The sequence below is a fragment of the Bacillus cereus group sp. Bce019 genome (assembly GCF_051781745.1).
Classification (GTDB): domain Bacteria; phylum Bacillota; class Bacilli; order Bacillales; family Bacillaceae_G; genus Bacillus_A; species Bacillus_A cereus.
Genome location: NZ_JBPWJX010000018.1, coordinates 61,702 through 85,159 on the forward strand (window position 1 = coordinate 61,702; position 23,458 = coordinate 85,159).

Genomic DNA, 23,458 nt, shown 5'->3' on the forward strand with positions numbered 1-23,458 from the left:
TAGCCCGCTTTTTTTATTCTATTAGGAGGTATTATGATGATTAAGTTAATTGTAAATGCAGATGATTTCGGTCTTACAGAAGGTACAAATTACGGCATTATTGATGGGCATATAAATGGACTTGTAAATTCAACGACGATGATGATGAATATGCCAGGAACAGAGCATGCGGTACGCTTAGCGAAAGAGTATAACCTACTCGGAGTAGGCGTACATCTCGTATTAACGGCAGGAGAACCACTGTTAAAGGATGTACCGTCACTCGTAGGGGCAAACGGGTCGTTTCATAAACAAAGTGTTGTAAGGGAAGGGAATATAAATCCAGAAGAAGTTGAGAGAGAATGGACTGCTCAAATTGAGAAGTTTTTATCTTACGGATTAACACCAACTCATTTAGATAGTCATCATCATGTGCATGGTTTACCGATTTTACATGATGTTCTTGAGAGATTAGCGGCTAAATATAATGTTCCGATTCGTCGTTGTGAGGAAGATAGAGCGGTGCATCCATTTTCTGATGTGTTTTACAGTGACTTTTATGCGGATGGTGTGACGGAAGATTACTTTGTGAAGTTAAAAGAAAGAGTACAAGGTGAACAAACGGTAGAAATTATGGTTCATCCAGCTTATATTGATCCAGAGCTTGTGAAGCGTTCTTCTTACGTAATGGATCGTGTGAAGGAATTGCGTATTTTAACAGAGAGTGAGTTGCCAGAAGGAATAGAGCTTGTGAAGTTTTAATAGAAAAAACGACGGCTACATCATGCCGTCGTTTTTTATTTATAAAATGGACAGAATATATCCGCCAAAGGCTCCCAGTATAACGATAACCCAAGGTGGTGTTTTCCAAAAAGCTAGTAAGCAAAAAAGAAGCGAAGCGAAAACGAAATCTGAAGTATTTATAATTGTACTCGTCCAAATGGGATCGTAAAAAGCGGCAATTAAAATACCAACAACTGCGGCGTTAACACCAAGTAGTGCGCCTTGTATGAATGATATTTTTCTCACACTGTTCCAAAATGGTAAAACACCAATAACGAGTAAGAAAGCAGGGAGGAAAATCGCAATTGTTGCGAGTATTGCCCCAAGCGTCCCGTTTAACACTGCTCCTATATAAGAGGCGAATGTAAATAGTGGTCCTGGTACTGCTTGTGTTAATCCGTATCCAGCTAGGAACTGTTCTTTCGTCATCATTCCGTTTTGTACGAACTCACCTTCAAGAAGGGGCAGCACGACGTGTCCTCCTCCAAATACAAGTGCGCCAGAGCGATAGAAACTATCAAATAAAGCGATGTAATAAGAAAACGGTCTTAATATTGGTAGCAGTAGTAATAGTCCAAAGAATAAGACGAGACAAGAAACTGCTATCTTTTTTGAAATAGGTACTTTTATATTTTGAGATTGGCTAATTGGTTGGTTGCGATATAAAAACCAGCCGATAAAGCCACATATTATAATAAGGATGACTTGTGTCCAACTACTTGACCATAATAAGGCAATTGCGGCAGTTACAATCGCAATCGTCGCACGGTTGCGATCTGGAGTTAACTTTCGGGCCATTCCCCATATGGCATGAGCGACAATAGCTACTGCTACAAGTTTGAGTCCATGAATCCAGCCAGCACTTCCAAGATCGAACTGATTAAGGAATGAGGCGAAGAAAACCAAAACAAGTACAGACGGTAAAGTGAATCCAATCCATGAAATAATAGCTCCTAATAGTCCGCCTCTTAATAATCCAACCCCCATACCGACTTGACTGCTGGCAGGACCAGGAAGGAATTGACATAGCGCTACTAAATCTCCATAGCTTCGTTCATCCATCCATTTTCTTTTTTGCACGTATTCGTGGTGAAAATAGCCGAGATGAGCGACAGGACCGCCGAATGAAGTAAGTCCTAATTTAAATGAGACGAGAAAAATCTCTAATAATGTGTGAAAGATGTGTTTGTTTTTTTTCAAAATAACCTCCTATAATGTTTTTCTATGTGCATTATACAAGAAGTGGTAAAGCAAAAGGAACGATTCTAATGTAAAGATTTTGTGAATCTTTTCTTTGTAATTAAAATTGAAAAAGTCATAAATGATTATGTCTAAACCATAAAGTAGTAGAAGTAGTGCTGGGAAATTTATATAAGGAGAATGCCTTATGACAACACATTTCTTTGCCAGGTTAACAGGTAAGAGGGAAGTGCCTCCTGTAAATACAGAAGCTTTTGGGGTAGCAGAGTTTATTTTTAGTGATGATTTAACGAAATTGCATTACAGAGTAATACTAAAAAATATAGAAAAGGTTACATCATGTCAAATCCATTTAGGGAAGTCTACTCAAATTGGTCCTGTTGTTTTATATTTGTATGGTCCACTGGAGCAAGGGATTAGCTTGAACGAGGGAAGTATTACTGGTGTAGTGAATGTAGAGGATTTTGAGGGACCTTTACAAGGGAAATCATTTGTACATTTACTTCAAGAAATTATTCAAGCAAATGTATATGTTAATGTCCATACGAAATCACAAAAAAGAGGAGAAATAAGAGGGCGAGTTAGAAAAGTAAAGAAGTAGAGGAAAAGGCTGTCCATATGTTGGAACAGCCTTTTCTCATTATATAAGGTGCTAGTTTTAGCGATTATTGTCGGTAAATCGATATATTTTGAAAATCGCTGATATAATCTGAGTTACGCCGATATATTTTGAAAATCGCTGATATAACTCGCGTTGCGCCGATATATTTCAATAATCGCTGATATAACTTGCGTTACGGTCGATATTTTTAACAACGACCTCAATTAATTTTTAACAGGCTGATTTTTAATAAAGAAGTCCATAACGTAAAATACTTCGTCATCGGGTATTTGTATTTCAAATGTATTTTCAATTGGTTGCAATGCTTTTTTTACTTTCATATACATCCAGTATTCATCTTGTCTTCTTTTCTCTTTATCAGGGTGAGGAAGAAGGTTTTCTCCTTTTTGAAGACGGTCAACCATACAGCTCATATGCAGAATAACACCCATTAAGCTATCAGGAGTTAGCTGTAAGGAAATTAATTCTTGAATTGTATTTAATGCGTAACGAATTGTTTTGATAAGTAATGCTCCATCGTTACGCTGCATTTGTTGTTCAAGAATATCCGCCATTTTTGCATATGTTTCTTCATACGTAATTAATTCTTGAATCGGCTGAATCGCTGTGTAGTTTACGATGTCTTGGAAATGATATGTTAAGCACGGCACTTGCACATCGAAATTCGTGACGATACAAATGATGTTACGCTCTTTTTTTATGTTCTCGATCATTTTCGTCAAATCTTTTTCATGGACGATACTAATCGGAATAATTTCAATTAAGTCTTTATCAAATCGTAAATAGTTCTCTAACATTTTTTGAATAGCTAAAGCACTTCCTTCACCAGTTAAACAAGCTGTTAAAATAACAGATTTCATTGGAGAGAGAGGTTTTTTCTTTTCTTCTTGTACGTTTAAGTAAAACGGTGTTAAATTTTTTACTGTTTCATATAGCGCATCTAATGAATAACCGAGCTGGGCTTTTCGAGCTGCTTCTAGTGCGTGTGGTGTGCTCGTCATCGAGAGAACACGTACAGGGATTTTGAACTCCGTTTCTAATATGTCACCGATATAAGCAAGTGACCCCATATCAACGAGTAAGAGAAGCCCATTTACATTTTGTAGTGTTTTCATATACACTTTCACACGTTCTAAGAAATCTTTCGGTGATTCGTGTAACGGCATATCAATACCGGTTACTTCCTCAATGCCGAGAAGTTCGTTTGCAACGTTTGCCATTTCAGTTGCGATGCCATTACCGTGTGCTAATATTAATACTTTTACTTCTGTTTGTGAGGCAGGAATTGGATCAACAACGAAGAACATTGTTAAAAAGCCAGCTTCATCAATAGGCATTGTTATTTGTAATTCTTCCTCCAGTAGTTGAATACATTGCATAGCTACGGAAAAAGCTTCTTTATATTTCGTACGAATTTGATTTAATTGTGGGTGATGTATTTGTTTTCCGCTTTGTAAACGTTGTAGAGTTGTCTGTACATGTAAACTTAAAGCGAGAAATACTTTTTCATCAAACGTCTTAGATAAATGTTTTTCAGCAAGTTCTGCTATTTTTTCACATACGGAAACGATATTACGATCCACAATTTTAAAAACATTTTCATGGCTTGTTTTTTTGGATATTTGGTTAAAATATTGTACGAAAAAGCTTTGAACATCATTTTCTATTAGTAATTCTAATTCTTCCTCTTCAATACCACGTGCTTGAAGTTCTTCGTATTTATAATCAATATAATCGTAAATAGAAGAGCGTTTTTCATCTTCTGTTTTATGATTACTCCAACCTTCCTCACCTGTAAATACAAATGTTTCATTTGGTATTTGGTATAAGTGACGGCTCTTTCTTTCAATGAACAACCCTTCTTTCATATACCAAGGTAAATCTGTACTTGAAACATAGACAGAATCACGTTTCTTTGTGACCAAATCAGAATAGGCTTTCGCACATGCAATTTGAACATCTGTTTTTAATTGACCAATGTTATTGGGACAATTGTAAAAGACGAAAGCACGCATTGCATTTGGGCTAACGTGAATGTCTTTTCGCAGACGAATTGCTTCATTTGTGAAAAATAGCTGTAGTAAAGCAAAGCGCTCTTTATGTGTACGCTCACGAAGTGGTGGCAGCGTAACAGTCATCGGTATACGTCTTGTAAATGTTTTTAATAAAAATGAATTTGGTTCTTCTGTTGTTGCAGTAATGATTAATACTTGTGCTTTACGTTCGTTCTCTGTTTCTCCAAGGCGGCGGTATACTCCGCGGTCAATAAAGGTGAAAAGCATTTCTTGTCCCTCTGGAGGCAGGCGATGTACTTCATCTAAGAAAAGAATTCCTTCATGTGCTTTTTCAATTAACCCTTTTTGATCACTTGCTCCTGTATAAGCTCCTTTTTTAATCCCAAATAATTGCCCGAGTAGTAGCTGTGGATTATTTGCGTAATCAGCACAGTTAAAGACGATAAATGGTGCATTTTTAGGAAGCTGTTCAACTTCAATTGCATATTCGTGCATTAAAGAAGCAAACATAGACTTTCCAACCCCTGTTTCTCCCAGTAGTAAAGTATGCATACCGTTTGGAGGATAGAGAATAGAAGCTTTCGCTTTTTCAATTGCAATTTTAAGGCTCGTATTTTCAATTGCAAATGTATCTAATGAAGTTACTTCTTTTGAATGCGTTTCCAACGAAGTGTTCGTTTCTATGTAAAAACGAACAGGTCGCGTATTTGTTTTTAATAAACGTTTATCTTTTACAAGTTTGTTTAAATCGCTACTTACATTGGCGCGATCTAGTTGCAGAAATGTAGCGAGTTCTGATGCGGTTACACCTTCTGTATAATTGCCTTTTTGTATTGCGTTAAAAATGAGATCTATTCGTTTCATTTCTATTCACCTCGAAACTTCATCACTATTTAAAATTTTACACAAAAATGGGAAGGGTGGGAAGAGAAAAATAAAACAGCTTTAGCACATAGGCACTAAAGCTGTTACAATCTTGTGTCTTTCCAAAAATTCACCTTGAGATGAGAAGAAGGATTATAGGGAAGAAGTTTGTATCCTTGTGACTGTAAATAATCAATTACTTTTGGCAGTATTTGTACGGTTACACTCGAATCATGCATTAAAATGACTTCGACTTGTTCATCACTTTGATTACGTACTCTTTCGAGTATGGCAGAAGGATTGTCATAGCTTTTCCAATCGTATGTATCGATCGTCCAATCCCACATTTTATACTGGGCCGATACAAGTGCGTCACGGTAATTCTTTTTTAAGTAAGGCATACTACCATATGGAACGCGAACGAGATGTGTATTTAATTTCGTAACTTGCTGGACAATGCTTTTTGTTTGCTCCATTTCTGCAATTAGAGTGGAGGGGTCACCAGTGTAAAGGCGTTTTACATCATGTGACATACTGTGGAGCCCGATATAATGTCCTTCTTTAATTAATCGTTGCATCGTTTTTGTGTAATGCGGCACTTTTCCGCCAATAACAAAGAAAGTTGCTTTGCCGTTCTTTTCTTTTAAGATGTTTAAAATTTGTGTAGTATATTTGTTTGGCCCGTCATCAAATGTTAAGTACGCAATTTTTTGTGTAGGAGAAGTTGTTTCAGTATTTGGATGATATTCAGCAGGAATAACAGTTGTTGCTTCAGTATTAGATGATACGTACATAGTAATCGTTAAAAATAAAATAATACATTGAAATACTCGCTTGATCATAACATTCACCCTCAGTTTGACAATCAAGATGTAAAAAAGAAAACTTGATACTTTTCTTATTATGTATATCTTTCTCCAATAGAGAAACTCTCAAACAATCTATATTTTGGAAATATAAAATAGGGAATAAAAAATAGCATCCTCTTATAAGAAAGAGGATGCTATTTGAATATTTCATAATTGAAAAGGCTATACTACAATTAGTCTTCGCGTTTTTTCACTTTTTTATAAAAGGAAATGATTGGTTTGTAGCGTTCATGTACAAGCCCGATTATTTCAGCGATGATTTCTGTGAAGAAAATCAAAGCGAAAAGAAGAATAATGGATAACCATAACGTTGCAGTAGTGAAAATAATGGCATTTACACTAAAGAAAATACCGAATGCGTATATAATTAGTACCGTTTTGCGATGAGAGAATCCCATTGCAAGTAAGCGGTGATGTAAATGCGATTTATCTGGTGCTGAAATAGGTTTTTTATTTACGATACGACGGATGATTGCAAATATCGTATCAAATATAGGTACACCTAAAATGATAATTGGAACGATAAAACTGAATAACGTTACACTTTTGTATAATCCAAGTAACGATATAACAGAAATACAGTATCCTAAAAATAGTGCTCCTGTATCTCCCATGAAAATTTTTGCTGGATGGAAGTTGTAGAATAAAAATCCAATTGTACTTGCTAATATAATTAATGCAAGTGGCAAGATAATAGCTGTTCCAGTACCCCATGGGCTAGTGAAGGCCATATATGCTAGCGTTGCAAGTACGATAGATGAAATCCCAGCAGATAATCCATCTAAGCCGTCAATTAAGTTGATTGCATTCGTAATACCTACAAGCCAAAATACTGTAATTGGATAAGCAAGCCATCCAAGTTCAGTATCCCCAATGAATGGGATATATAATACTTGCACTAATAATCCACTTTTTACAATCATAATGGCAACTAACAGTTGTCCACCGAATTTTACTCTCGCAGATAACTCGTACATATCATCTAAAATTCCGATGATTACAATGATAATTGCACCTAGCGTTATCGATAACATTCTTTGCTCATATAAGCCACCGACAACAAATCCTACAGCTACACCAATAAATATTGCTAACCCGCCAAGACGTGGCATAATCTTTTGGTGCACTTTACGTGCGTTTGGTTTATCTGTCGCTCCTATTTTAAAAGCTAATTTAATAACTAAAGGAGTAACGACAAGTACAGTGATGAAAGATGCCAAAATGGCATAAATCACTTGTGAGTCCATTAATACCCCACCCTTTATAGTTTAACGTAATTTTTTTTTGAAAATATATTTATCTGAAAATTATGATGTTTGTTTACAGGCTCATAACATATGGTATCACAAAAAGATTAGAATTCAATCTTTTTTTCTTTTTACGGTTAATGGAAGCGAATAGAATATATGACAATTGTATATAGAATGTTGAATCATATAAGAAGGTTAATCGTACTGGACTTCGGAATGTGACATTTTCTCTTTTTCTTCGATAGTGAATACTTTTATTTCAGTATTATAAGTGTTGCACGTAGAAATGAGTAAGTCTCGTGTTAAAATGTGGGAATTTATTACACGTGAACTGGCAGCCTCATTCTTACTGATTAAGTTTTACTTTATAGTGCATTTAATTTTACAAAAACTTTAAAAAAAATAAGAGAAGTAATTCATATAATGAAAAAGAAAAAGGGTTTTCTCATTTTTAATGTGAGAGGGGGAAGCGCAGGGAGAATTCTAATTTTCATATCTTTTCTATTGTAAATTCCTGTGCGAAAAAGAAATGAAAATTACGATAGTAGGTACTGGATATGTTGGGTTGATTACAGGAGTAGGATTGGCAAAATTGGGGCATTCAGTTATATGTTTTGATATAGATAATGAAAAAATTGAACGGATAAAACAAGGGGATTTACCTATTTATGAGGCCAGATTACATGAATTAATAAATTATGCATATGAGAATAATGGTTTAACTTTTACATCAAATAAAGAAGAGGCATTTGATGATGTAGAGTTTATATTTATTGCAGTTGGAACCCCACCTTTATTAGATGGGACGGCAGATTTAACGTATATTCAGAGTGCTTGTAACGATATTGGATTATATGCGACGAACGATATTATTGTTGTTACGAAAAGTACAGTTCCAGTAGGTACAAATGATGTAATGAAGGGATGGATTGAGGAGAAGTTAAAAGGGAGGCATACAGTACATATCGTATCGAATCCAGAGTTTTTGCGTGAAGGTTCAGGTATTTATGATTTCTTTCATGGAGATCGTATTGTAATTGGAGCGGATAGTGAGGAAGTAGCAAGAAGAGTAGAGAGTTTGTATAGTGAATTATGCTTAGAAACGTATGTTACAGATATTAAAAGTGCGGAGATGATTAAATACGCGTCGAATGCCTTTTTAGCTACAAAGATTAGTTTCATTAATGAAATTTCAAATATATGTGAGAAGGTAGGCGCGAATGTATTAGATGTTGCCAAAGGGATGGGAATGGATAAGAGAATCGGCGCATCTTTTTTAAATGCAGGCATTGGCTACGGAGGATCGTGTTTTCCGAAAGATACGAAAGCACTGGTACAAATTGCGGGAAATGTTGCTCATGATTTTCGTTTGTTAAAAGCGGTTATTGAAGTAAATAATAAGCAACAGCTGCTATTGATTGAAAAAGCCAAAAAAGTTATGAATATGAATAAAAAGCGGATTGCAGTTCTTGGCGCATCCTTTAAACCGAATACGGATGATATTAGAGAAGCATCATCTCTTATTATAATAGAAGCATTACTTAATATAGGTGCAGATATTGTTCTTTACGACCCAAAAGCAATTCAATATGTGAAAAATATATTTGGAGATGCTATACAATATAGTAGATGTATAGATGAATCGCTTAGAGATGCGAGTGCGGCTTTTATCGTAACAGAATGGAAAGATATTCAAACATATCCGTTAGAAAAGTACGTACAACTTATGAGGGAGCCTATTTTATTTGATGGGAGAAATTGTTATACTGATGAAGATGTTAAGAAACAAAAGATAGATTATTACTCGGTGGGAAGAAAAAGTATTTGTAATAGAAAAGTTTCTGTTATGCGTTAAAAAGGGAAGTACTCATGCATATTTTTATATGTCATAATAGAAGCTGTAATTAGTGAAAGAAAAGAGGCAATCACATGACTGAACGTTTAAAAGTAATGACAATTTTCGGGACACGTCCAGAAGCAATTAAAATGGCACCTCTTGTATTAGAGTTGCAAAAACACCCAGAAAAAATTGAATCAATTGTGACTGTAACAGCACAACATCGCCAAATGTTAGATCAAGTATTAAGTATCTTTGGAATTACGCCAGATTTCGATTTAAATATCATGAAAGACCGCCAAACTTTAATTGATGTTACAACGCGTGGTTTAGAAGGTTTGGATAAAGTAATGAAAGAAGCGAAGCCGGATATTGTACTTGTACATGGTGATACAACAACAACATTTATTGCAAGCTTAGCTGCTTTTTATAATCAAATTCCAGTAGGTCATGTTGAGGCGGGCCTTCGTACGTGGGATAAGTATTCTCCATACCCAGAAGAGATGAATCGTCAATTAACAGGTGTAATGGCGGATCTTCATTTCTCACCAACAGCAAAATCAGCAACGAACTTACAGAAGGAAAATAAAGATGAGTCACGTATTTTCATTACAGGAAATACAGCGATTGACGCGCTACAAACGACTGTAAAAGAAACATATAGTCATCCTGTACTAGAGAAACTTGGAAATGATCGTCTTGTACTTATGACAGCTCACCGTCGTGAAAACTTAGGTGAACCGATGCGTAATATGTTCCGTGCAATTAAGCGTCTTGTAGATAAGCATGAAGATGTACAAGTTGTGTACCCTGTTCATATGAACCCTGTTGTTCGTGAAATAGCAAATGAAATTTTAGGTGAACATAACCGTATTCATTTAATTGAGCCGCTAGATGTAATTGATTTCCACAATGTTGCAGCTCGTTCATACTTAATGTTAACGGATTCTGGTGGTGTACAAGAAGAAGCTCCATCACTTGGTGTACCAGTTCTTGTTCTTCGTGATACAACAGAGCGCCCTGAAGGTATTGAAGCAGGTACGCTGAAATTAGCAGGAACAGACGAAGAGACAATCTTTGGCCTTGCTGATGAGTTGTTATCAGATAAAGAAGCTCATGATAAGATGGCGAAAGCATCTAACCCTTACGGTGATGGTCGTGCATCAGAGCGCATTGTAGAAGCAATTTTACAACACTTTAATAAGTAAATAAAAAGGGCCCAATCGGATAGATTGGGCCTTTTTGTTACGGCTGATTGCGCATAATCCACTCTGCATGAGCATTTGTAGAAGGTGGCGGATCAGTTGGTGTTTTATTTTGGTTTGTTTCTTTTTTTGTTTGTTCGTTAGAGTTAGAACCTGAATTTGAATCAGGATTTGAGTTGTTTTTTGTAGCTGGATTTTTTGTTTTTTCTCCTAATTCTTTTTCAATTTCGTTACGCACCGTTTCTACACTGATTGGATCTGGAAGGAAGTAATAAATACCGCCTATTTTTTTGTCTTCGCCCTCAAGCTTTAACGTTTGCATTGTAGAAGGATCAAATCCAGAAATTTTATTGTAAAGAGCGAGTCCGTCTGAAATAGGAATGTCGGTTTTTATATATTTTCCAACGACAGCTGTTAAATCTTTAATTTTAAATACAGTAGAGGTGGAGTTTAGTTTATGAGCAACAGCGGCTAGTAATTGTCTTTGTCTAGCAGCTCGACCATAATCGCCATTTGGATCTTGCTTTCGCATACGGACGTAAGCAAGTGCTTCTTCACCGTTTAAGTTTTGCTGTCCTTGCTTAAATTGAATTTTTTTGTAGTAATCCACGTCAGAGCGCTCCCAGAAATCGAAGGGTACGTCAACGGTAACGCCGCCAACAGCATCAACGATACCTTTAAAGCCTTGGAAATCAATTTTCAGATAATGGTCTACAGGAACTTTTAGAAAGCCTTCGACAGTTTTGATTGCCATTTCTTCTCCGCCGTAAGCATGGGCAGCGTTAATTTTGTCTTCCTTATTTTTGCCAACAATTTTAACTCGAGAATCACGAGGAATACTCATAAGTGAAATCTTTTGCGTTTTTGGATTGACTGTTGCAAACATTAATGAGTCTGTACGACCATTTTGACCGTCTGTCGCATAATCTTCTATACCCATAATGAGAATTGTAAAAGGTTCTTTTGTAATTTCTACATCTTTGTCTCTTAAATCTGATTTTTCACGAGTAAAACCACTATATATCCCCATAAGAGAAGAGTAAGAATTTAACACATAAACTCCTATACTGCCAAATAAAAATGCGAAAATAAGGAAGAAGAAAAGTTTCCTTCTTCGCTTCTTTTTTATTCTGCTATTTTGGAGATGATAATAACGTTCTTCCATATATAATCTCCTTAGTTCGTTAGTTCATTTGTAGGGAAGTAATTCACTACATTAATCTTTGAAGGTGATAAATAGGGTTATGCTTAGATAACATCTTGTTCTAAGTACAACATATCTCCTTCTATAATTGTACATTTCCCGTTTGTTAATTCAATCATCCAATCTGTAAATGCTTGTTTGCCGTCTTCTTCTACATACGTATCAAATGTGACATTTTCTAGATAATGTATATCTTTAATGGCATATTTTGAATTACGTAATTCATTTTCCACTTTGCCAAGTAATGTGTAATCAATCTCGGTTTGCATCACACGCATTAGTTTTCGCTGGACAACACCGACATGATTAATGCCTTCGCTTGTACACTTTCCATATGCACGAATTAATCCACCTGCGCCAAGTTTAATGCCACCAAAATAGCGTGTCACGACAACAACGGTATCTTTTAGTCCACGTTTTTTAAGTACTTCCAGCATTGGTACGCCAGCTGTACCGCTAGGCTCGCCGTCATCGTTTGCTTTTTGAATATGATCTTGTTCGCCAATTAAATAAGCGGAACAATTATGTGTTGCATTCCAATGTTGTTTTTTTATTTTTTGTATAAATTCTTGAGCCTCTTCCTCAGTCGTTGCTCGGCTAATATAACAAATAAATCTTGACTTTTGAATGACAATTTCGTGTTCGCCGTAGCCTTTGATTGTTAAATATTGTAATAGCACTTGTGTACGCCCCTATCTATCAAAATGACTAGTACTTTCCATTTTAAAAGCGAGCCTTTTTATATTCAAACATTTTTTCTAAATACACTGAAGTTTTTGGTGAGTATTTTATCTTTTTGTTGTAATTTGTCGAGATGGTGGTATAATTTCAACCGGCATTTTCATGTATGGATGCACCATTTGTAGTTTTCGTGTAAAATTAGGAAATAAAACTTTTTATAAGGCAGGTACGAAAATGAAAATAGCTATTGTTACTGATAGTACGGCATATATACCGAAGCAAATTCGTGATGAACTCAATATATATATGATTCCATTAAACGTTGTGTTTGGAACAGAATCTTATCAAGAAGAAGCTGAAATTTCAGCAGATGATTTTTATGTGAAAGTACGTGAACAAGAGGAACTTCCAAAAACTTCTCAGCCAGCAATCGGAAAGTTTGTTGAGCTATATGAAGAACTAGCTAAAGATTATGATGCAGTTATTAGTATTCACCTATCAAGTGGAATTAGTGGTACATATCAAACATCAACGACAGCTGGACAGATGGTAGAGGGTATTGATGTATACACGTATGACTCTGAAATTAGTTGTGAAGTACAAGGATTTTATGTGCGTGAAGGTGCAAAGTTAGTAAGTGAAGGAAAGAACCCAAAAGAGATTATCGCTCGTTTTGATGAAATGAAGAAAACGATGGACGCCTATTTTGTAGTTGATGATTTACATCATTTACAGCGTGGTGGTCGATTGAATAGCGCGCAAGCTTTCATCGGCAGTCTGTTACAAGTGAAGCCAGTTTTATATTTTAGAGATAAAATCATTATTCCGTTTGAAAAGATTCGTACACGCAAAAAAGCATTAAAACGTATCATTGAAATTTTTGATGAGCAAGCAAGTAAAGGTGTACCTATGGAAGCAGTTATCATTCATGCGCAACGTGAAGAAGAAGCGAATGAATGGAAGAAAGAATTAGAAGCAAAATATCCTCACGTCACAATTCGTACAGGTTATTTTGGAGCTGTAATTGGTACGCACTTAGGTGAAGGTGCATTAGGTCTTGGATGGTATACGAAGTAATAAAGATATAAAAAGCTCTCTTTTTAAGAGGGTTTTTTTACGGGTATGTTACGTTTAGTTGACAAGTTAATATTTGGAAATGGTAAAATGTACGTAAAATAAAATAATGAGGAAAGTTTTATAACTTACTTTTTACAAGAAACTATATTATAATAGAAGAGAGGTGAAACATATGGAGCATAATTCTTGTTTATGTCCAAAGTTTGAGTCAGCTTTTACTCTGCTTAGTAAGAAGTGGACTGGCTTAATTATTAAATCTTTGCTTGAAGAGTCGAAACGTTTTAGAGAAATCGCAGATATTATCCCAAATATGAGCGATCGTATGTTGTCAGAGCGTTTGAAGGAATTGGAAAGCGAGGGCATTGTAGTTCGTAATGTCTATCCAGAAGTACCAGTTCGAATCGAGTATGGCTTAACTGACAAGGGAAAAGCGTTAGAAAGTGTTATGGATGAGGTCCAAAATTGGGCTGAGAAATGGATGAAGTAGCATTTCATTTGTATTTGTATATTTAATAAAACGTAAGGGATTCCTTACGTTTTTTCTTTTTTTATAGAAGTGAGAAAAGTATATAAATTTCTACACATATATACAAAAATATACGAATTCTGCGTTAGAGATACATATAATATTACATTTGTTTTACAAAAACGTAACATTAGCAAAAAAAATCCCGAATTATGGTATAAATTTTATAGGTTATATACGGAAAAAGAAAAAAGAAAGCGGTGTAAAAAATAAAATGAAAAAGCTAAAAATGACATCTTGCGCATTAGTTGCAGGGTTAATGTTTTCTGGGCTAACACCAAATGTATTTGCAGAAGATAAAATTTCTGACGTGAAATCACAAATTAATACACAAAATGACACTTTACATAAACAACAACAAGAACGTGATGAATTACAAAAACAAATGAATGACTTAAACAAAACAATTCAAGGTTTAGATAAATCTGTTCAAGAGAATGCTGCAAAGCTTGATGAAACAACGAAAAAAGTTTCTGATACTGAGCAATTAATTGAAAAGAAAAATAAAGATATTGCAGAATTACAAACAAAGATTGCAAAACGTGAAGAGCTATTAAGAAAGCGTTTAGTTGCACTTCAAGAACAACCAAATACGAACGTTGTAACAGAAGTTCTTGTAAACTCTAAAAACGTTGCAGATTTAGTTGATCGTTTAACTTCTGTTTCTAAAATTCTTGAGTCTGATGAAGATATCATGAAAACACAACAAGAAGATCAAGCTAGTGTGAAAAAAGATGTTGCAACGGTAAAAGAGAAACAAAAAGAATTAAAAGAAGCACAAGCTCAAATTGAAACTGCTAAGAAAGAACTTGACGCTGAAAAAGAGAAAAAAGCAGCAGCGGTAAACGATTTAAGCGGTAAAATGGATACAGTTGTAACTTCAATGACAAGTACGGAAGGTCAATTGAAAGAGCTTGAGAAACAAGCACTGCAATTACAACGCATTGCAGAAGAAGAAGCACAAGCAAAAGCTGCACAAGAAGCTGCTGCTCAAAAACAAGCAGAGCAAGCTGCTAAAGCTGCACAAGCTCAGCCAGCACAAGCACCTGCAGAGCAAGCTGCACCAGCAAACAATGGTGGACAATCTCAAAAAGAAGAGCCTAAAAAAGAAGAACCTAAAAAGGAAGAGCCTAAAAAAGAGGCACCTAAAGCAGAAAAGAAAACACCAGAGCAAAACTCAGCACCAACTCCACCGGATACTGGCGTAATTGGTAAAGCTAAGCAATATTTAGGTAAGCCATATGTTTGGGGAAGTGCATCTCCATCAAACGGTGGTTTTGACTGTAGTGGATTCATTTCTTACATTTTTGGTGTAGGTCGTCAAGACGTTAATGGTTACTGGAATTCTGTTTCAAAAGTAAGTAGCCCGCAACCGGGAGACTTAGTATTCTTCCAAGGTACTTATAAAGCAGGTCCATCTCACATTGGTATTTATGTTGGTAATGGCCAAATGATCCATGCTAGTGATAAAGGAATTGCGTACGGTGATATTAACAGTTCGTATAACAAAAAACATTTCTTAGGATACGGTCGATTCTAGGATTTATAAAAGAATAAAAAACGTGTATAAAGTCGATAGCTTACTATTTTATAAGTAGGTTATCGACTTTTTTGAGTTTTTACGGGATTTGAAGAAGGGTTTATAGTAGTGCTGGAGGTGATTGTTGATGCTAGCGGGGAAACAGTTGCTATTAGAAGAAATTTCTTCAGGTTTACAGAGGGAATTAAATGATTTGAAAAAGAAGGGAGAGGTCGTCTGTGTACAAGGTGTAAAAAAGAAGGCTTCTAAATATGTATGTCAGCGCTGTGGAAATATAGAACAGCGGCTATTTGCGTCGTTTTTATGTAAAAGATGCAGTAAAGTGTGCACATATTGCCGGAAGTGTATAACGATGGGGAGGGTAAGTGAATGTACTTTACTTGTTCGCGGGATTGCTGAAAGAAAGAGAGAAAAGAATTTAAACTTGTTACGGTGGAGCGGAACGTTGTCTACTGGTCAGAATTTGGCGGCGCAAGGAGTTATAGAGGCTATTAAGCGAAAAGAATCATTTTTTATTTGGGCTGTATGCGGGGCTGGGAAAACAGAGATGTTGTTTTACGGTATTAACGAAGCGCTTCAAAAAGGAGAAAGAGTTTGTATCGCAACGCCGAGAACGGATGTTGTTCTGGAATTAGCACCGAGATTACAAGAAGTATTTCCATATATAAAGGTAGCGGCTTTATATGGAGGGAGTGTGGATAAAGAAAAAGATGCAGTACTAGTCGTTGCAACCACGCATCAATTATTGCGTTATTATAGGGCGTTTCATGTCATGGTTGTAGATGAGATAGATGCTTTTCCATATTGTGCAGATCAAATGTTACAGTACGCGGTAAAACAAGCGATGAAAGAAAGAGCGGCGCGTATTTATTTAACTGCGACTCCAGATGAAACGTGGAAGCGAAAATTTAGAAGAGGTGAACAAAAAGGTGTTATTGTTTCTGGACGATATCACCGTCATCCGTTGCCAGTTCCTCTATTTTGCTGGTGCGGAAATTGGAAGAAAAGCCTCAACCGTGAAAGAATTCCTCGAGTTTTACTACAATGGTTAAAGATGTACTTAAACAAAAAGTATCCTGTTTTTTTATTCGTTCCCCATGTACGATATATAGAAGAAATAAGCTCGTTATTGAAATCATTGCATAATAAAGTTGAAGGTGTACATGCAGAAGATCCGATGAGAAAAGAGAAAGTCGCAGCGTTCAGAAAGGGAGAAATCCCATTATTAGTTACAACGACAATTTTAGAGCGAGGCGTAACGGTGAAAAATTTGCAAGTTGCAGTTTTAGGGGCGGAAGAAGAAATATTTTCAGAAAGTGCGCTCGTACAAATTGCGGGCCGAGCAGGGCGGAGCTTTGAAGCACCATATGGAGAGGTCATTTATTTTCACTATGGCAAGACAGAGGCGATGGTGCGCGCGAAAAAACATATTCAAGGTATGAATAAAAATGCGAAAGAACAAGGATTGATCGATTAATGCATTGTTTACTTTGTGATGAGTGTTTTGTAGAAAAGGTTAGTTGGTACACTTTTTTTGTAAAGTGTCATAGAAAATATATATGTGATAGATGTGAGCAGAAACTTTCCTATATTATAGGAGAAATTTGCATGGAGTGCGGGCGACCTTTAGAATTTGTTCCTGCCTCATTTCAAGAAGACGGTATTTGTATAGATTGTATAAGGTGGATGAAAGAGGAGAAGTATCGTTCTTTTAAAAACCGTTCGTTGTATATGTATGATGATGAGATGAAAGAAATAGTAGCGCAGTTTAAGTTTCGGGGGGATGCAGAGTTAGTGCACATTTTTTATCGTCCTTTTCGAAGTTTATTTCAAAAGTGTTTTGCCAATGTTTCAACTGTTATCGCTGTTCCGCTTAGTAAGGAAAGGGAAATTGAACGTGGTTTTAATCAAGCTGAGTTATTAGCAACTTGTTTGCCTGTCAAAATTTCTTATCCATCATTAAGAAGAAGGGAAACAGAAAAGCAAAGTAAGAAGACACGTAAAGAAAGGGTGTCAGGAAGCAATCCTTTTTATTTTCAGGGAGAAGAAATGTTTTCTGGGCAACATATTTTACTCGTCGATGACGTGTATACGACAGGGATTACAGTTAGGCAAATCGGAAGTTTGTTATATGAAAGAGGGGCAAGGGAAGTATCTAGTTTGACACTTTGTAGAAGTTAATACGGCAGTGTCGAAAGGGATAATAAAAAGGCGATAAGTCTTCTTTGACTTCATATGTTGTCATTCGTTATAGTCAAAATATGGGGCGAATGCCCTGATTTTTAGAGTGAAGGGAATGGAATGAACATGCAAGGAAGAGTGAAATGGTTCAATGCAGAAAAGGGATTTGGGTTTATTGAGCGTGAAGATGGTGACGATGTATTTGTCCATTTTTCTGCTATTCAACAAGATGGGTATAAGTCATTGGAAGAAGGGCAACAAGTAGAGTTTGACATTGTAGATGGAGCACGTGGACCACAAGCAGCTAATGTTGTGAAACTGTAGGGTATATTGTTTTGGGAAGAGAAAGCTGCGTTTGTGGCAACGTTATATATATGTAGTAGAACCTCTTGTTTTTCGCAAGGGGTTTTTGTTATAGGGTAAGTTGTCAAAAAGTTGTTTCTTTTCTGTAACGAATTGTCCACAGAAATATTCGTTATTCACGATGTTAATAGGATAAAATAAAGATAGAAACGATGCATCTTTTCATTTCAACAAAAAACGATAAAAAAATCGCAATTCCACTAATTTTTTTAAAAAAGTTAGAAGGAGTTTTTAAGCCAATGTCGAAATTATAGTACATAGGCTTGAAAGGAGGAATTCATCTATGAAATTCAACATTCGTGGTGAAAATATTGAAGTAACTCCAGCATTAAAGGAATATGTAGAGAAAAAACTAAGTAAGTTAGAGCGTTATTTTGATACATTCCCAGAGATTAAAGTTAATTTAAAAGTATACTCTGACAAGCAACGTGTCGAGGTAACAATTCCATTTACTGATTTATTACTTCGTGCAGAAGAAACTAATAGCGATATGTACGCTGCTATCGATTTAGTAGTTGATAAAATTGAGCGACAAATTCGTAAACATAAAACAAAAGTAAATCGTAAGTTACGTGAGAAAGGTTCTATAAAAACGAACTTTATCCTTCCAGAAGCAGTAGCTGTTTTGGATGAGGTAGAAGAAGATGAATTAGAACTTGTACGTACAAAACGATTCGATTTAAAACCGATGGACGTTGAAGAGGCAATCCTACAAATGGATATGCTAGGACATAATTTCTTCGTCTTCACAAATGCTGATACAAACGAAACTAATGTTGTATATGGCCGTAAAGATGGGAAATACGGTTTAATCGAAACTAAATAATAATTCGAAAGCGTAGCCGAAATGGCTGCGCTTTTTTGTATTGAGATTTTGAATGTGATTATCTCCATAAGTATGTACTTGTTAGGAGTATACTAATTTTGTTTAATTTAGCAATATTTTATAATTGTAAATAAAATATTAAGTTTTCTGGAATCAATTGATAGTGTATTTTGCTTTTGTTATCTTAAAATTGCATTATACAGATTTACTTTGTTTCTTTAGTAAAAAAATAAAATCGATATAATGCTACAAATTATCGGAGGTGCTTTTAGTGAGCATTAAGAAAAAAAGTCGTTTTATGTTTGTATCTGTTTTATCGTTAGGTATTTTAGCTAGTACTTTTGCTTTAACCGAACCTGCTAAGGCTGATACAAAGGATGATCATGTAGAATTTACCTTTAGACTTTGGAATGCATATGATTTTACTAATGCACGTCCTAAAGAGACACCTACTTCTATGTATATGCGTGTAAAGAGTAGTGAGAAGGGCGGTGGTTCTTTTAACGTTTGGACAGAAGCTGATAAAAATAAAGGTAAAGGTAATAGAGATTGGGTAAATGTTTCAGGTGAGTCGGGTAAGCATGAAGGAACGGTGAAACCAGGTAAAACGTATCTTTTCCAAAATTACGCATATGAAAACTATGGAAAAAATGTACCTGTGAGATTTGGTGGTTATTCTAGAGAAAATAATGCTTATCCTACTGCTTGGAGTCCTGATAGTGTAAGACCGAGTGGACCTTACACTGAATATTGATTTAGAAATTATAAATTGAAATTATTTATTGTGTAGTACTAGAAAAAGTCGTATAGTTCCGAGTCTTGATTATACGGCTTTTCCTGCTATTTCATTTTTAAAATAGGAGGAGTTGTAATGAGGTTTATCTCAAGATATATTTTAGTTTGTTTTTTTATATTGAGTATTAGTTTCTTAGTTTCTTGTCAAAAGAAAGTAGATGAACCGATTGTAAATATTGAAGATACTTTAACGGAAAAAGATAATTTGAAAAGTATTCAGTTACAAGAAATTAAGAAAAATACTATTGTTGAACAAGTGTTTTTAAAAAGTGAAAATGGTCATGATTTCTTTCAAGGTCAAATAGAAAGAAATGATAGCTTAATAGAGGATAAGCTTTCAAATAAAAAATTAAAGTCAGGAGTTATACCAGAAAATTATTATGTTTTTTTAACGGGTGTGACGAATAAGAAAAAACCAACGTATCTTTTGGGACGGATTGAACAAATTGATGGAAAAATAATTCAGTGGAAACAAGAAGTTAAGAGTGTAAAAAGAAAAGGTACAAATGATGTTTATCAGTATGAAGTTGAGTTTCCTAAATTTGAAGGAGAGAGAGCAAATGTTTCTTTTCGTTACATTTGGTTAAATAAAGAAAATAAATGTTATGGTGTTGCGGATCAACTGTTCATATTAAAAAAGATTTAAATTTCATTAATGGTTTATGGAGGAGTTGTAGATGAGTTACTTTTTAGGAAGGATTTTAAAAGGTAGGATGTTTTGGTTGTCTGTATTTATTATGTTAGTAATTGTCATTGCTCAATATATTGTTATGTGTGTAACAACGAAAGGATTTAACGATGCTGGGATTATAAAGGTATCTCCATATTTATCTAACATTTTACATTTTAATAGATTACCATTTTATAGTGAATTTTATCTACTTATATTTCCTATGATTTCTGCAATGGCTGTAGCTGGGATTTATAGAATTGATAAAAATTATGGATTTATTTATCCTGTCATTTCTAAGATGGGAACACGTCATTATTTTAGATTACTTTATTGTATTAATTTTATAGTATCTTTTTTTATTATAAGTGTCCCTTTACTATTTCATTTTTATTTATATGCGATGACTTATCCGACAGTTGCTCCGCATCCAATATTAAATTATATGGCGGCTACTGTTTCACCAACAGCTCAATTTAATACGGTTTATTATGAGTATCCTACTTTATATTTTCTAATGTATGTATTTTTAAATAGTTTATACGGTGCGGTTTTTTCGAGTTTGGCTTTATCAATTTCGTTTTTTATAAAACGAGTTTATTTTATTTATTTAGTTCCATTTGTTTTACATATTTTTTGGCTTGGTATTGGAAAAGGGATTCTCAATCCTAAAGATTATTTAATTAAAGATTTCGGCTTTTTTGAATTGCAAATTTTTCTTAGTGTCCTGTTATGTATTTGGTTTTGTTCTGCAGTTCTTTATTTACGGGGGAGTAGGAAGCATGTTCTTTTATAATGTAATGAAAGAAACTATAAGGATGAAATATGTTGGGTTAAGTATTCTCTTTTTACTTAATGTTAGTATCATTGGTTGCTTGTTCAATTATTTTGAACAGGGCATTGTAAAAGAGAAAATGAACGAATTGGAAACTTTGTATAAGGTTATGTCGTTTTATAATTTGTCGACTATATTTATTCCTTTAACAATTGTTTTTTCTGTATATTCTATGTCGAATTTTTTTAGTATTTATGTTGTTTACAGAGTGAATAATGTATTGAAATTAGTTTCCATATATTATTTGAAGCTATTTGTTTTTGTTTACTTTTTTGCTGGGAGTATGATTTTACAGTTGTTTTTGATGTCAAATATGATGGCTGTAACTAGTGTTGATGTAAATTATCCATTATTATTTTGCATTCAATTATTTGCGAGTGTTTTTATATGTATGATAAGTGCTTTATTGCAATTATTTTTACCTAGTTTACTTGTAATAATATGTATGATTACTGCTGTTTTATTAGATAGATTTATATTACATGGATTTTTATTTACAAATGCTTTTTATATAAATGTCTTTGAAGATGCTACTGGTATATGTATACGCTTATTTGTCTGTATTTTTATCTTTTTTATAAGTGTATGGATTTTATCTAAAAAAAGTTATATTTCTATGAATGATGAGACAGAGGTGATCTAGTTTACATTATGATCTTATATTATTTGTTAAAAAGAGATTTACATGTAAGGTTTCGAGATTCCATCAAGATAATGGCTTTTTTATTCTTAATTTACGCTATTATTGCAATTGCTTTTTTATACAATCAGCCTCTTAGTAATGGCAAAGAATCTGTATTAGTAGATGTTACCTTTTATCGATTTTTTCATGGAGTAGACTTTGTGGATTTATCTTATTTTTATAAGGAGGGGCGATTTTCTATCCCTTTTTATTGGATATTCTTTCAAATCACTCCTTTGTTGCTTGTAGGCAATTTTGCTTTTTCAGATATTCAACAGAATGGTGTTTATTTATTTCCTCGTGTTAAGAAGAAGCATTTTCTGTGGTTAACGAAAATGTTATCTTTGTTTTTTTATATAATTATTATTTGGATTGGTATGTATTTTATTTGGTTTAGCGCTTACTATTTGCTTTCTTTAGGCGAGTATAATTTTTTAAATTTATATAGTCAATTTCCTTATAAGATATTAGGTACTATGCTAATTCAAATAATTATAAGTTTTTTATTAGCTTTGATTTTTGAGTTTTTAACTTTTTATATACCGATAACTATTGTTTTTGTACTAATGTTGTTGTACCTATTTTTGTCTATTTTCTTTCATAGTATTTATTTTTTAGGCTCTTTTGTTATGCCAAATCGTTGGTATTTTGTTAATCACAGTTCAATTCAATTGACTTTAGGTAATAATCAATCTATTCAATATAATGATTTACTTTTAATAGGAGTAGTAATTGTTGTTGTAATGATTTTATTAGGTAGTTTTTGTTTTAAAAAACTAGATGTGATAGGTGAATAATTTATGGACAATTATATTAAATGTGAATGTATGACGAAAAGATTAAAAGGAAATATTGTGTTAGATAATATTAGTTTGTCAGTAAAAAAAGGCGAATTTTTAGTTTTGAAGGGGCATAATGGCTCTGGTAAAACGATGATTTTACGCGCTATATCAGGGTTAATGCGTTTGAATTCTGGAGTTGTTTATATAGATAATGAAATAATTGGAAAACAAAAGCAATTTCCTGATTCTATGGGAATATTGATTGAATATCCAAGTTTTATTCCAAGGTATACTGGTTTTCAGAACTTGAAATTTTTATCATCGATTAACAATAAAATCTCCGATGAGGAGATTTATAATATTATTCAAAGGGTTGGACTTGATAAAACAGATAAGAGAAAGTATAAAAGATACTCTTTAGGTATGAAACAACGTTTAGGGATAGCGCAAGCTTTAATGGAACAACCAAAATTACTGTTATTAGACGAGCCAACTAATGCTTTAGATAGTGATGGGATAAAAGATGTTTTAGATATTTTGAAAGTAGAAAAAGCCAAGGGAACGACTATTGTTGTAGCCAGTCATGATGTGCATGTTCTAGATAATGAAATGGTAGATCGTATTGTACATGTTAATAATGGAAAGTTGGTAGATTAAGAGTGACGAGAAAAC

The 23,458-nt window shown here is 34.4% G+C and carries 23 protein-coding genes; 17 read left to right on the forward strand and 6 right to left on the reverse strand.

The genetic code is table 11. The annotated features are described in order from the left end of the window. Window positions 1-36: 36 nt before the first annotated feature. Window positions 37-741, forward strand: a complete 705-nt coding sequence (gene chbG, locus ACS2QP_RS21080) for a chitin disaccharide deacetylase (protein WP_000593495.1) — start codon at window positions 37-39, stop codon at window positions 739-741. Window positions 742-780: 39 nt separating this feature from the next. Here the strand turns inward: chbG and ACS2QP_RS21085 are convergent, their stop codons facing one another. After that, window positions 781-1,962: a chromate transporter gene (locus ACS2QP_RS21085; RefSeq protein WP_332284101.1), complete on the reverse strand. Its 1,182-nt coding sequence runs from the start codon at window positions 1,960-1,962 to the stop codon at window positions 781-783. A gap of 187 nt (window positions 1,963-2,149) precedes the next feature. Here ACS2QP_RS21085 and exsM point away from each other — a divergent pair, with 187 nt between their 5' ends. After that, window positions 2,150-2,563, forward strand: a complete 414-nt coding sequence (gene exsM / locus ACS2QP_RS21090) for an exosporium regulatory protein ExsM (RefSeq protein ID WP_000207046.1) — start codon at window positions 2,150-2,152, stop codon at window positions 2,561-2,563. A 224-nt stretch (window positions 2,564-2,787) separates the two neighbouring features. Here the strand turns inward: exsM and ACS2QP_RS21095 are convergent, their stop codons facing one another. The 3 genes from ACS2QP_RS21095 to ACS2QP_RS21105 all read right to left on the reverse strand — a co-directional run bounded on the left by ACS2QP_RS21095 (window position 2,788) and on the right by ACS2QP_RS21105 (window position 7,579). Further along, window positions 2,788-5,463 (reverse strand): PRD domain-containing protein, encoded by a 2,676-nt coding sequence (locus ACS2QP_RS21095; protein ID WP_438882799.1) that lies wholly within the window; start codon window positions 5,461-5,463, stop codon window positions 2,788-2,790. Window positions 5,464-5,567: 104 nt separating this feature from the next. Then, window positions 5,568-6,305 (reverse strand): polysaccharide deacetylase family protein, encoded by a 738-nt coding sequence (locus ACS2QP_RS21100; protein WP_332284099.1) that lies wholly within the window; start codon window positions 6,303-6,305, stop codon window positions 5,568-5,570. 200 nt (window positions 6,306-6,505) lie between these two features. Continuing rightward, the gene (locus tag ACS2QP_RS21105; protein ID WP_000378318.1) at window positions 6,506-7,579 is read right to left on the reverse strand and encodes a glycosyltransferase family 4 protein; all 1,074 of its coding nucleotides are present in this window, start codon (window positions 7,577-7,579) and stop codon (window positions 6,506-6,508) included. 532 nt (window positions 7,580-8,111) lie between these two features. On the opposite strand from ACS2QP_RS21105, the gene ACS2QP_RS21110 reads away from it, so the two are divergent. Both ACS2QP_RS21110 and wecB read left to right on the forward strand, forming a co-directional pair. After that, a complete protein-coding gene (locus tag ACS2QP_RS21110; protein WP_332284098.1) occupies window positions 8,112-9,437 on the forward strand; it encodes a UDP-glucose dehydrogenase family protein in 1,326 nt (441 codons plus the stop codon). Window positions 9,438-9,511: 74 nt separating this feature from the next. Then, the gene (wecB, locus tag ACS2QP_RS21115) at window positions 9,512-10,627 is read left to right on the forward strand and encodes a non-hydrolyzing UDP-N-acetylglucosamine 2-epimerase (RefSeq protein ID WP_000140145.1); all 1,116 of its coding nucleotides are present in this window, start codon (window positions 9,512-9,514) and stop codon (window positions 10,625-10,627) included. Window positions 10,628-10,664: 37 nt separating this feature from the next. On the opposite strand, the gene ACS2QP_RS21120 is transcribed toward wecB, so the two are convergent. Next, window positions 10,665-11,789 carry an LCP family protein gene (locus ACS2QP_RS21120; RefSeq protein ID WP_332284097.1) on the reverse strand — a complete coding sequence of 375 codons (1,125 nt, stop codon included), beginning with the start codon at window positions 11,787-11,789 and terminating at the stop codon, window positions 10,665-10,667. An 83-nt stretch (window positions 11,790-11,872) separates the two neighbouring features. After that, complete coding sequence (locus tag ACS2QP_RS21125) at window positions 11,873-12,508, reverse strand: YigZ family protein (RefSeq protein ID WP_063538078.1); 636 nt, start codon at window positions 12,506-12,508, stop codon at window positions 11,873-11,875. Between the two features lie 235 nt (window positions 12,509-12,743). On the opposite strand from ACS2QP_RS21125, the gene ACS2QP_RS21130 reads away from it, so the two are divergent. From ACS2QP_RS21130 to ACS2QP_RS21190, 13 genes are all read left to right on the forward strand, one after another. Then, window positions 12,744-13,586, forward strand: coding sequence for a DegV family protein (locus ACS2QP_RS21130; protein ID WP_025921785.1), 843 nt, complete (start codon window positions 12,744-12,746; stop codon window positions 13,584-13,586). A 172-nt stretch (window positions 13,587-13,758) separates the two neighbouring features. Continuing rightward, complete coding sequence (locus tag ACS2QP_RS21135; protein WP_000400857.1) at window positions 13,759-14,073, forward strand: winged helix-turn-helix transcriptional regulator; 315 nt, start codon at window positions 13,759-13,761, stop codon at window positions 14,071-14,073. A 148-nt stretch (window positions 14,074-14,221) separates the two neighbouring features. Further along, window positions 14,222-15,652, forward strand: a complete 1,431-nt coding sequence (locus ACS2QP_RS21140) for a C40 family peptidase (protein ID WP_438882800.1) — start codon at window positions 14,222-14,224, stop codon at window positions 15,650-15,652. 127 nt (window positions 15,653-15,779) lie between these two features. Continuing rightward, on the forward strand, window positions 15,780-17,129 hold the full coding sequence (comFA, locus tag ACS2QP_RS21145; RefSeq protein WP_332284096.1) for an ATP-dependent helicase ComFA: 1,350 nt from the start codon (window positions 15,780-15,782) through the stop codon (window positions 17,127-17,129). Continuing rightward, entirely contained in the window at window positions 17,129-17,833 is a 705-nt protein-coding gene (locus tag ACS2QP_RS21150; RefSeq protein WP_013142274.1) for a ComF family protein, read from the forward strand. Before comFA ends, ACS2QP_RS21150 begins: the two co-directional genes overlap by 1 nt. A gap of 126 nt (window positions 17,834-17,959) precedes the next feature. Further along, complete coding sequence (gene cspC / locus ACS2QP_RS21155) at window positions 17,960-18,157, forward strand: cold shock protein CspC (RefSeq protein ID WP_001990088.1); 198 nt, start codon at window positions 17,960-17,962, stop codon at window positions 18,155-18,157. Window positions 18,158-18,479: 322 nt separating this feature from the next. Then, the gene (gene hpf / locus ACS2QP_RS21160; protein WP_000671185.1) at window positions 18,480-19,022 is read left to right on the forward strand and encodes a ribosome hibernation-promoting factor, HPF/YfiA family; all 543 of its coding nucleotides are present in this window, start codon (window positions 18,480-18,482) and stop codon (window positions 19,020-19,022) included. Window positions 19,023-19,293: 271 nt separating this feature from the next. Beyond that, a complete protein-coding gene (locus tag ACS2QP_RS21165; protein ID WP_438882801.1) occupies window positions 19,294-19,776 on the forward strand; it encodes a hypothetical protein in 483 nt (160 codons plus the stop codon). A 117-nt stretch (window positions 19,777-19,893) separates the two neighbouring features. Further along, on the forward strand, window positions 19,894-20,463 hold the full coding sequence (locus tag ACS2QP_RS21170) for a hypothetical protein (RefSeq protein ID WP_001211060.1): 570 nt from the start codon (window positions 19,894-19,896) through the stop codon (window positions 20,461-20,463). Between the two features lie 31 nt (window positions 20,464-20,494). After that, a complete protein-coding gene (locus ACS2QP_RS21175; RefSeq protein WP_332284095.1) occupies window positions 20,495-21,283 on the forward strand; it encodes a hypothetical protein in 789 nt (262 codons plus the stop codon). Beyond that, window positions 21,270-21,965, forward strand: a complete 696-nt coding sequence (locus tag ACS2QP_RS21180) for a hypothetical protein (RefSeq protein ID WP_153581089.1) — start codon at window positions 21,270-21,272, stop codon at window positions 21,963-21,965. The genes ACS2QP_RS21175 and ACS2QP_RS21180 overlap by 14 nt, the downstream gene beginning before the upstream one ends. Window positions 21,966-22,036: 71 nt before the next feature. Next, entirely contained in the window at window positions 22,037-22,801 is a 765-nt protein-coding gene (locus ACS2QP_RS21185; protein ID WP_153581143.1) for a hypothetical protein, read from the forward strand. 3 nt (window positions 22,802-22,804) lie between these two features. After that, window positions 22,805-23,443, forward strand: a complete 639-nt coding sequence (locus tag ACS2QP_RS21190) for an ATP-binding cassette domain-containing protein (protein WP_332284093.1) — start codon at window positions 22,805-22,807, stop codon at window positions 23,441-23,443. The last annotated feature ends 15 nt before the right edge of the window (window positions 23,444-23,458 follow it).

Bases quoted from the DNA above. Each gene is read 5' to 3' on its own strand.
- chbG (WP_000593495.1), top strand. From the start codon at position 37: ATGATTAAGTTAATTGTAAATGCAGATGATTTCGGTCTTACAGAAGGT.
- exsM (WP_000207046.1), top strand. From the start codon at position 2,150: ATGACAACACATTTCTTTGCCAGGTTAACAGGTAAGAGGGAAGTGCCT.
- ACS2QP_RS21095 (WP_438882799.1), bottom strand. From the start codon at position 5,463: ATGAAACGAATAGATCTCATTTTTAACGCAATACAAAAAGGCAATTAT.
- ACS2QP_RS21100 (WP_332284099.1), bottom strand. From the start codon at position 6,305: ATGATCAAGCGAGTATTTCAATGTATTATTTTATTTTTAACGATTACT.
- ACS2QP_RS21105 (WP_000378318.1), bottom strand. From the start codon at position 7,579: ATGGACTCACAAGTGATTTATGCCATTTTGGCATCTTTCATCACTGTA.
- ACS2QP_RS21110 (WP_332284098.1), top strand. From the start codon at position 8,112: ATGAAAATTACGATAGTAGGTACTGGATATGTTGGGTTGATTACAGGA.
- wecB (WP_000140145.1), top strand. From the start codon at position 9,512: ATGACTGAACGTTTAAAAGTAATGACAATTTTCGGGACACGTCCAGAA.
- ACS2QP_RS21120 (WP_332284097.1), bottom strand. From the start codon at position 11,789: ATGGAAGAACGTTATTATCATCTCCAAAATAGCAGAATAAAAAAGAAG.
- ACS2QP_RS21130 (WP_025921785.1), top strand. From the start codon at position 12,744: ATGAAAATAGCTATTGTTACTGATAGTACGGCATATATACCGAAGCAA.
- ACS2QP_RS21135 (WP_000400857.1), top strand. From the start codon at position 13,759: ATGGAGCATAATTCTTGTTTATGTCCAAAGTTTGAGTCAGCTTTTACT.
- comFA (WP_332284096.1), top strand. From the start codon at position 15,780: ATGCTAGCGGGGAAACAGTTGCTATTAGAAGAAATTTCTTCAGGTTTA.
- ACS2QP_RS21150 (WP_013142274.1), top strand. From the start codon at position 17,129: ATGCATTGTTTACTTTGTGATGAGTGTTTTGTAGAAAAGGTTAGTTGG.
- cspC (WP_001990088.1), top strand. From the start codon at position 17,960: ATGCAAGGAAGAGTGAAATGGTTCAATGCAGAAAAGGGATTTGGGTTT.
- hpf (WP_000671185.1), top strand. From the start codon at position 18,480: ATGAAATTCAACATTCGTGGTGAAAATATTGAAGTAACTCCAGCATTA.
- ACS2QP_RS21170 (WP_001211060.1), top strand. From the start codon at position 19,894: ATGAGGTTTATCTCAAGATATATTTTAGTTTGTTTTTTTATATTGAGT.
- ACS2QP_RS21175 (WP_332284095.1), top strand. From the start codon at position 20,495: ATGAGTTACTTTTTAGGAAGGATTTTAAAAGGTAGGATGTTTTGGTTG.
- ACS2QP_RS21180 (WP_153581089.1), top strand. From the start codon at position 21,270: ATGTTCTTTTATAATGTAATGAAAGAAACTATAAGGATGAAATATGTT.
- ACS2QP_RS21185 (WP_153581143.1), top strand. From the start codon at position 22,037: ATGGCTTTTTTATTCTTAATTTACGCTATTATTGCAATTGCTTTTTTA.
- ACS2QP_RS21190 (WP_332284093.1), top strand. From the start codon at position 22,805: ATGGACAATTATATTAAATGTGAATGTATGACGAAAAGATTAAAAGGA.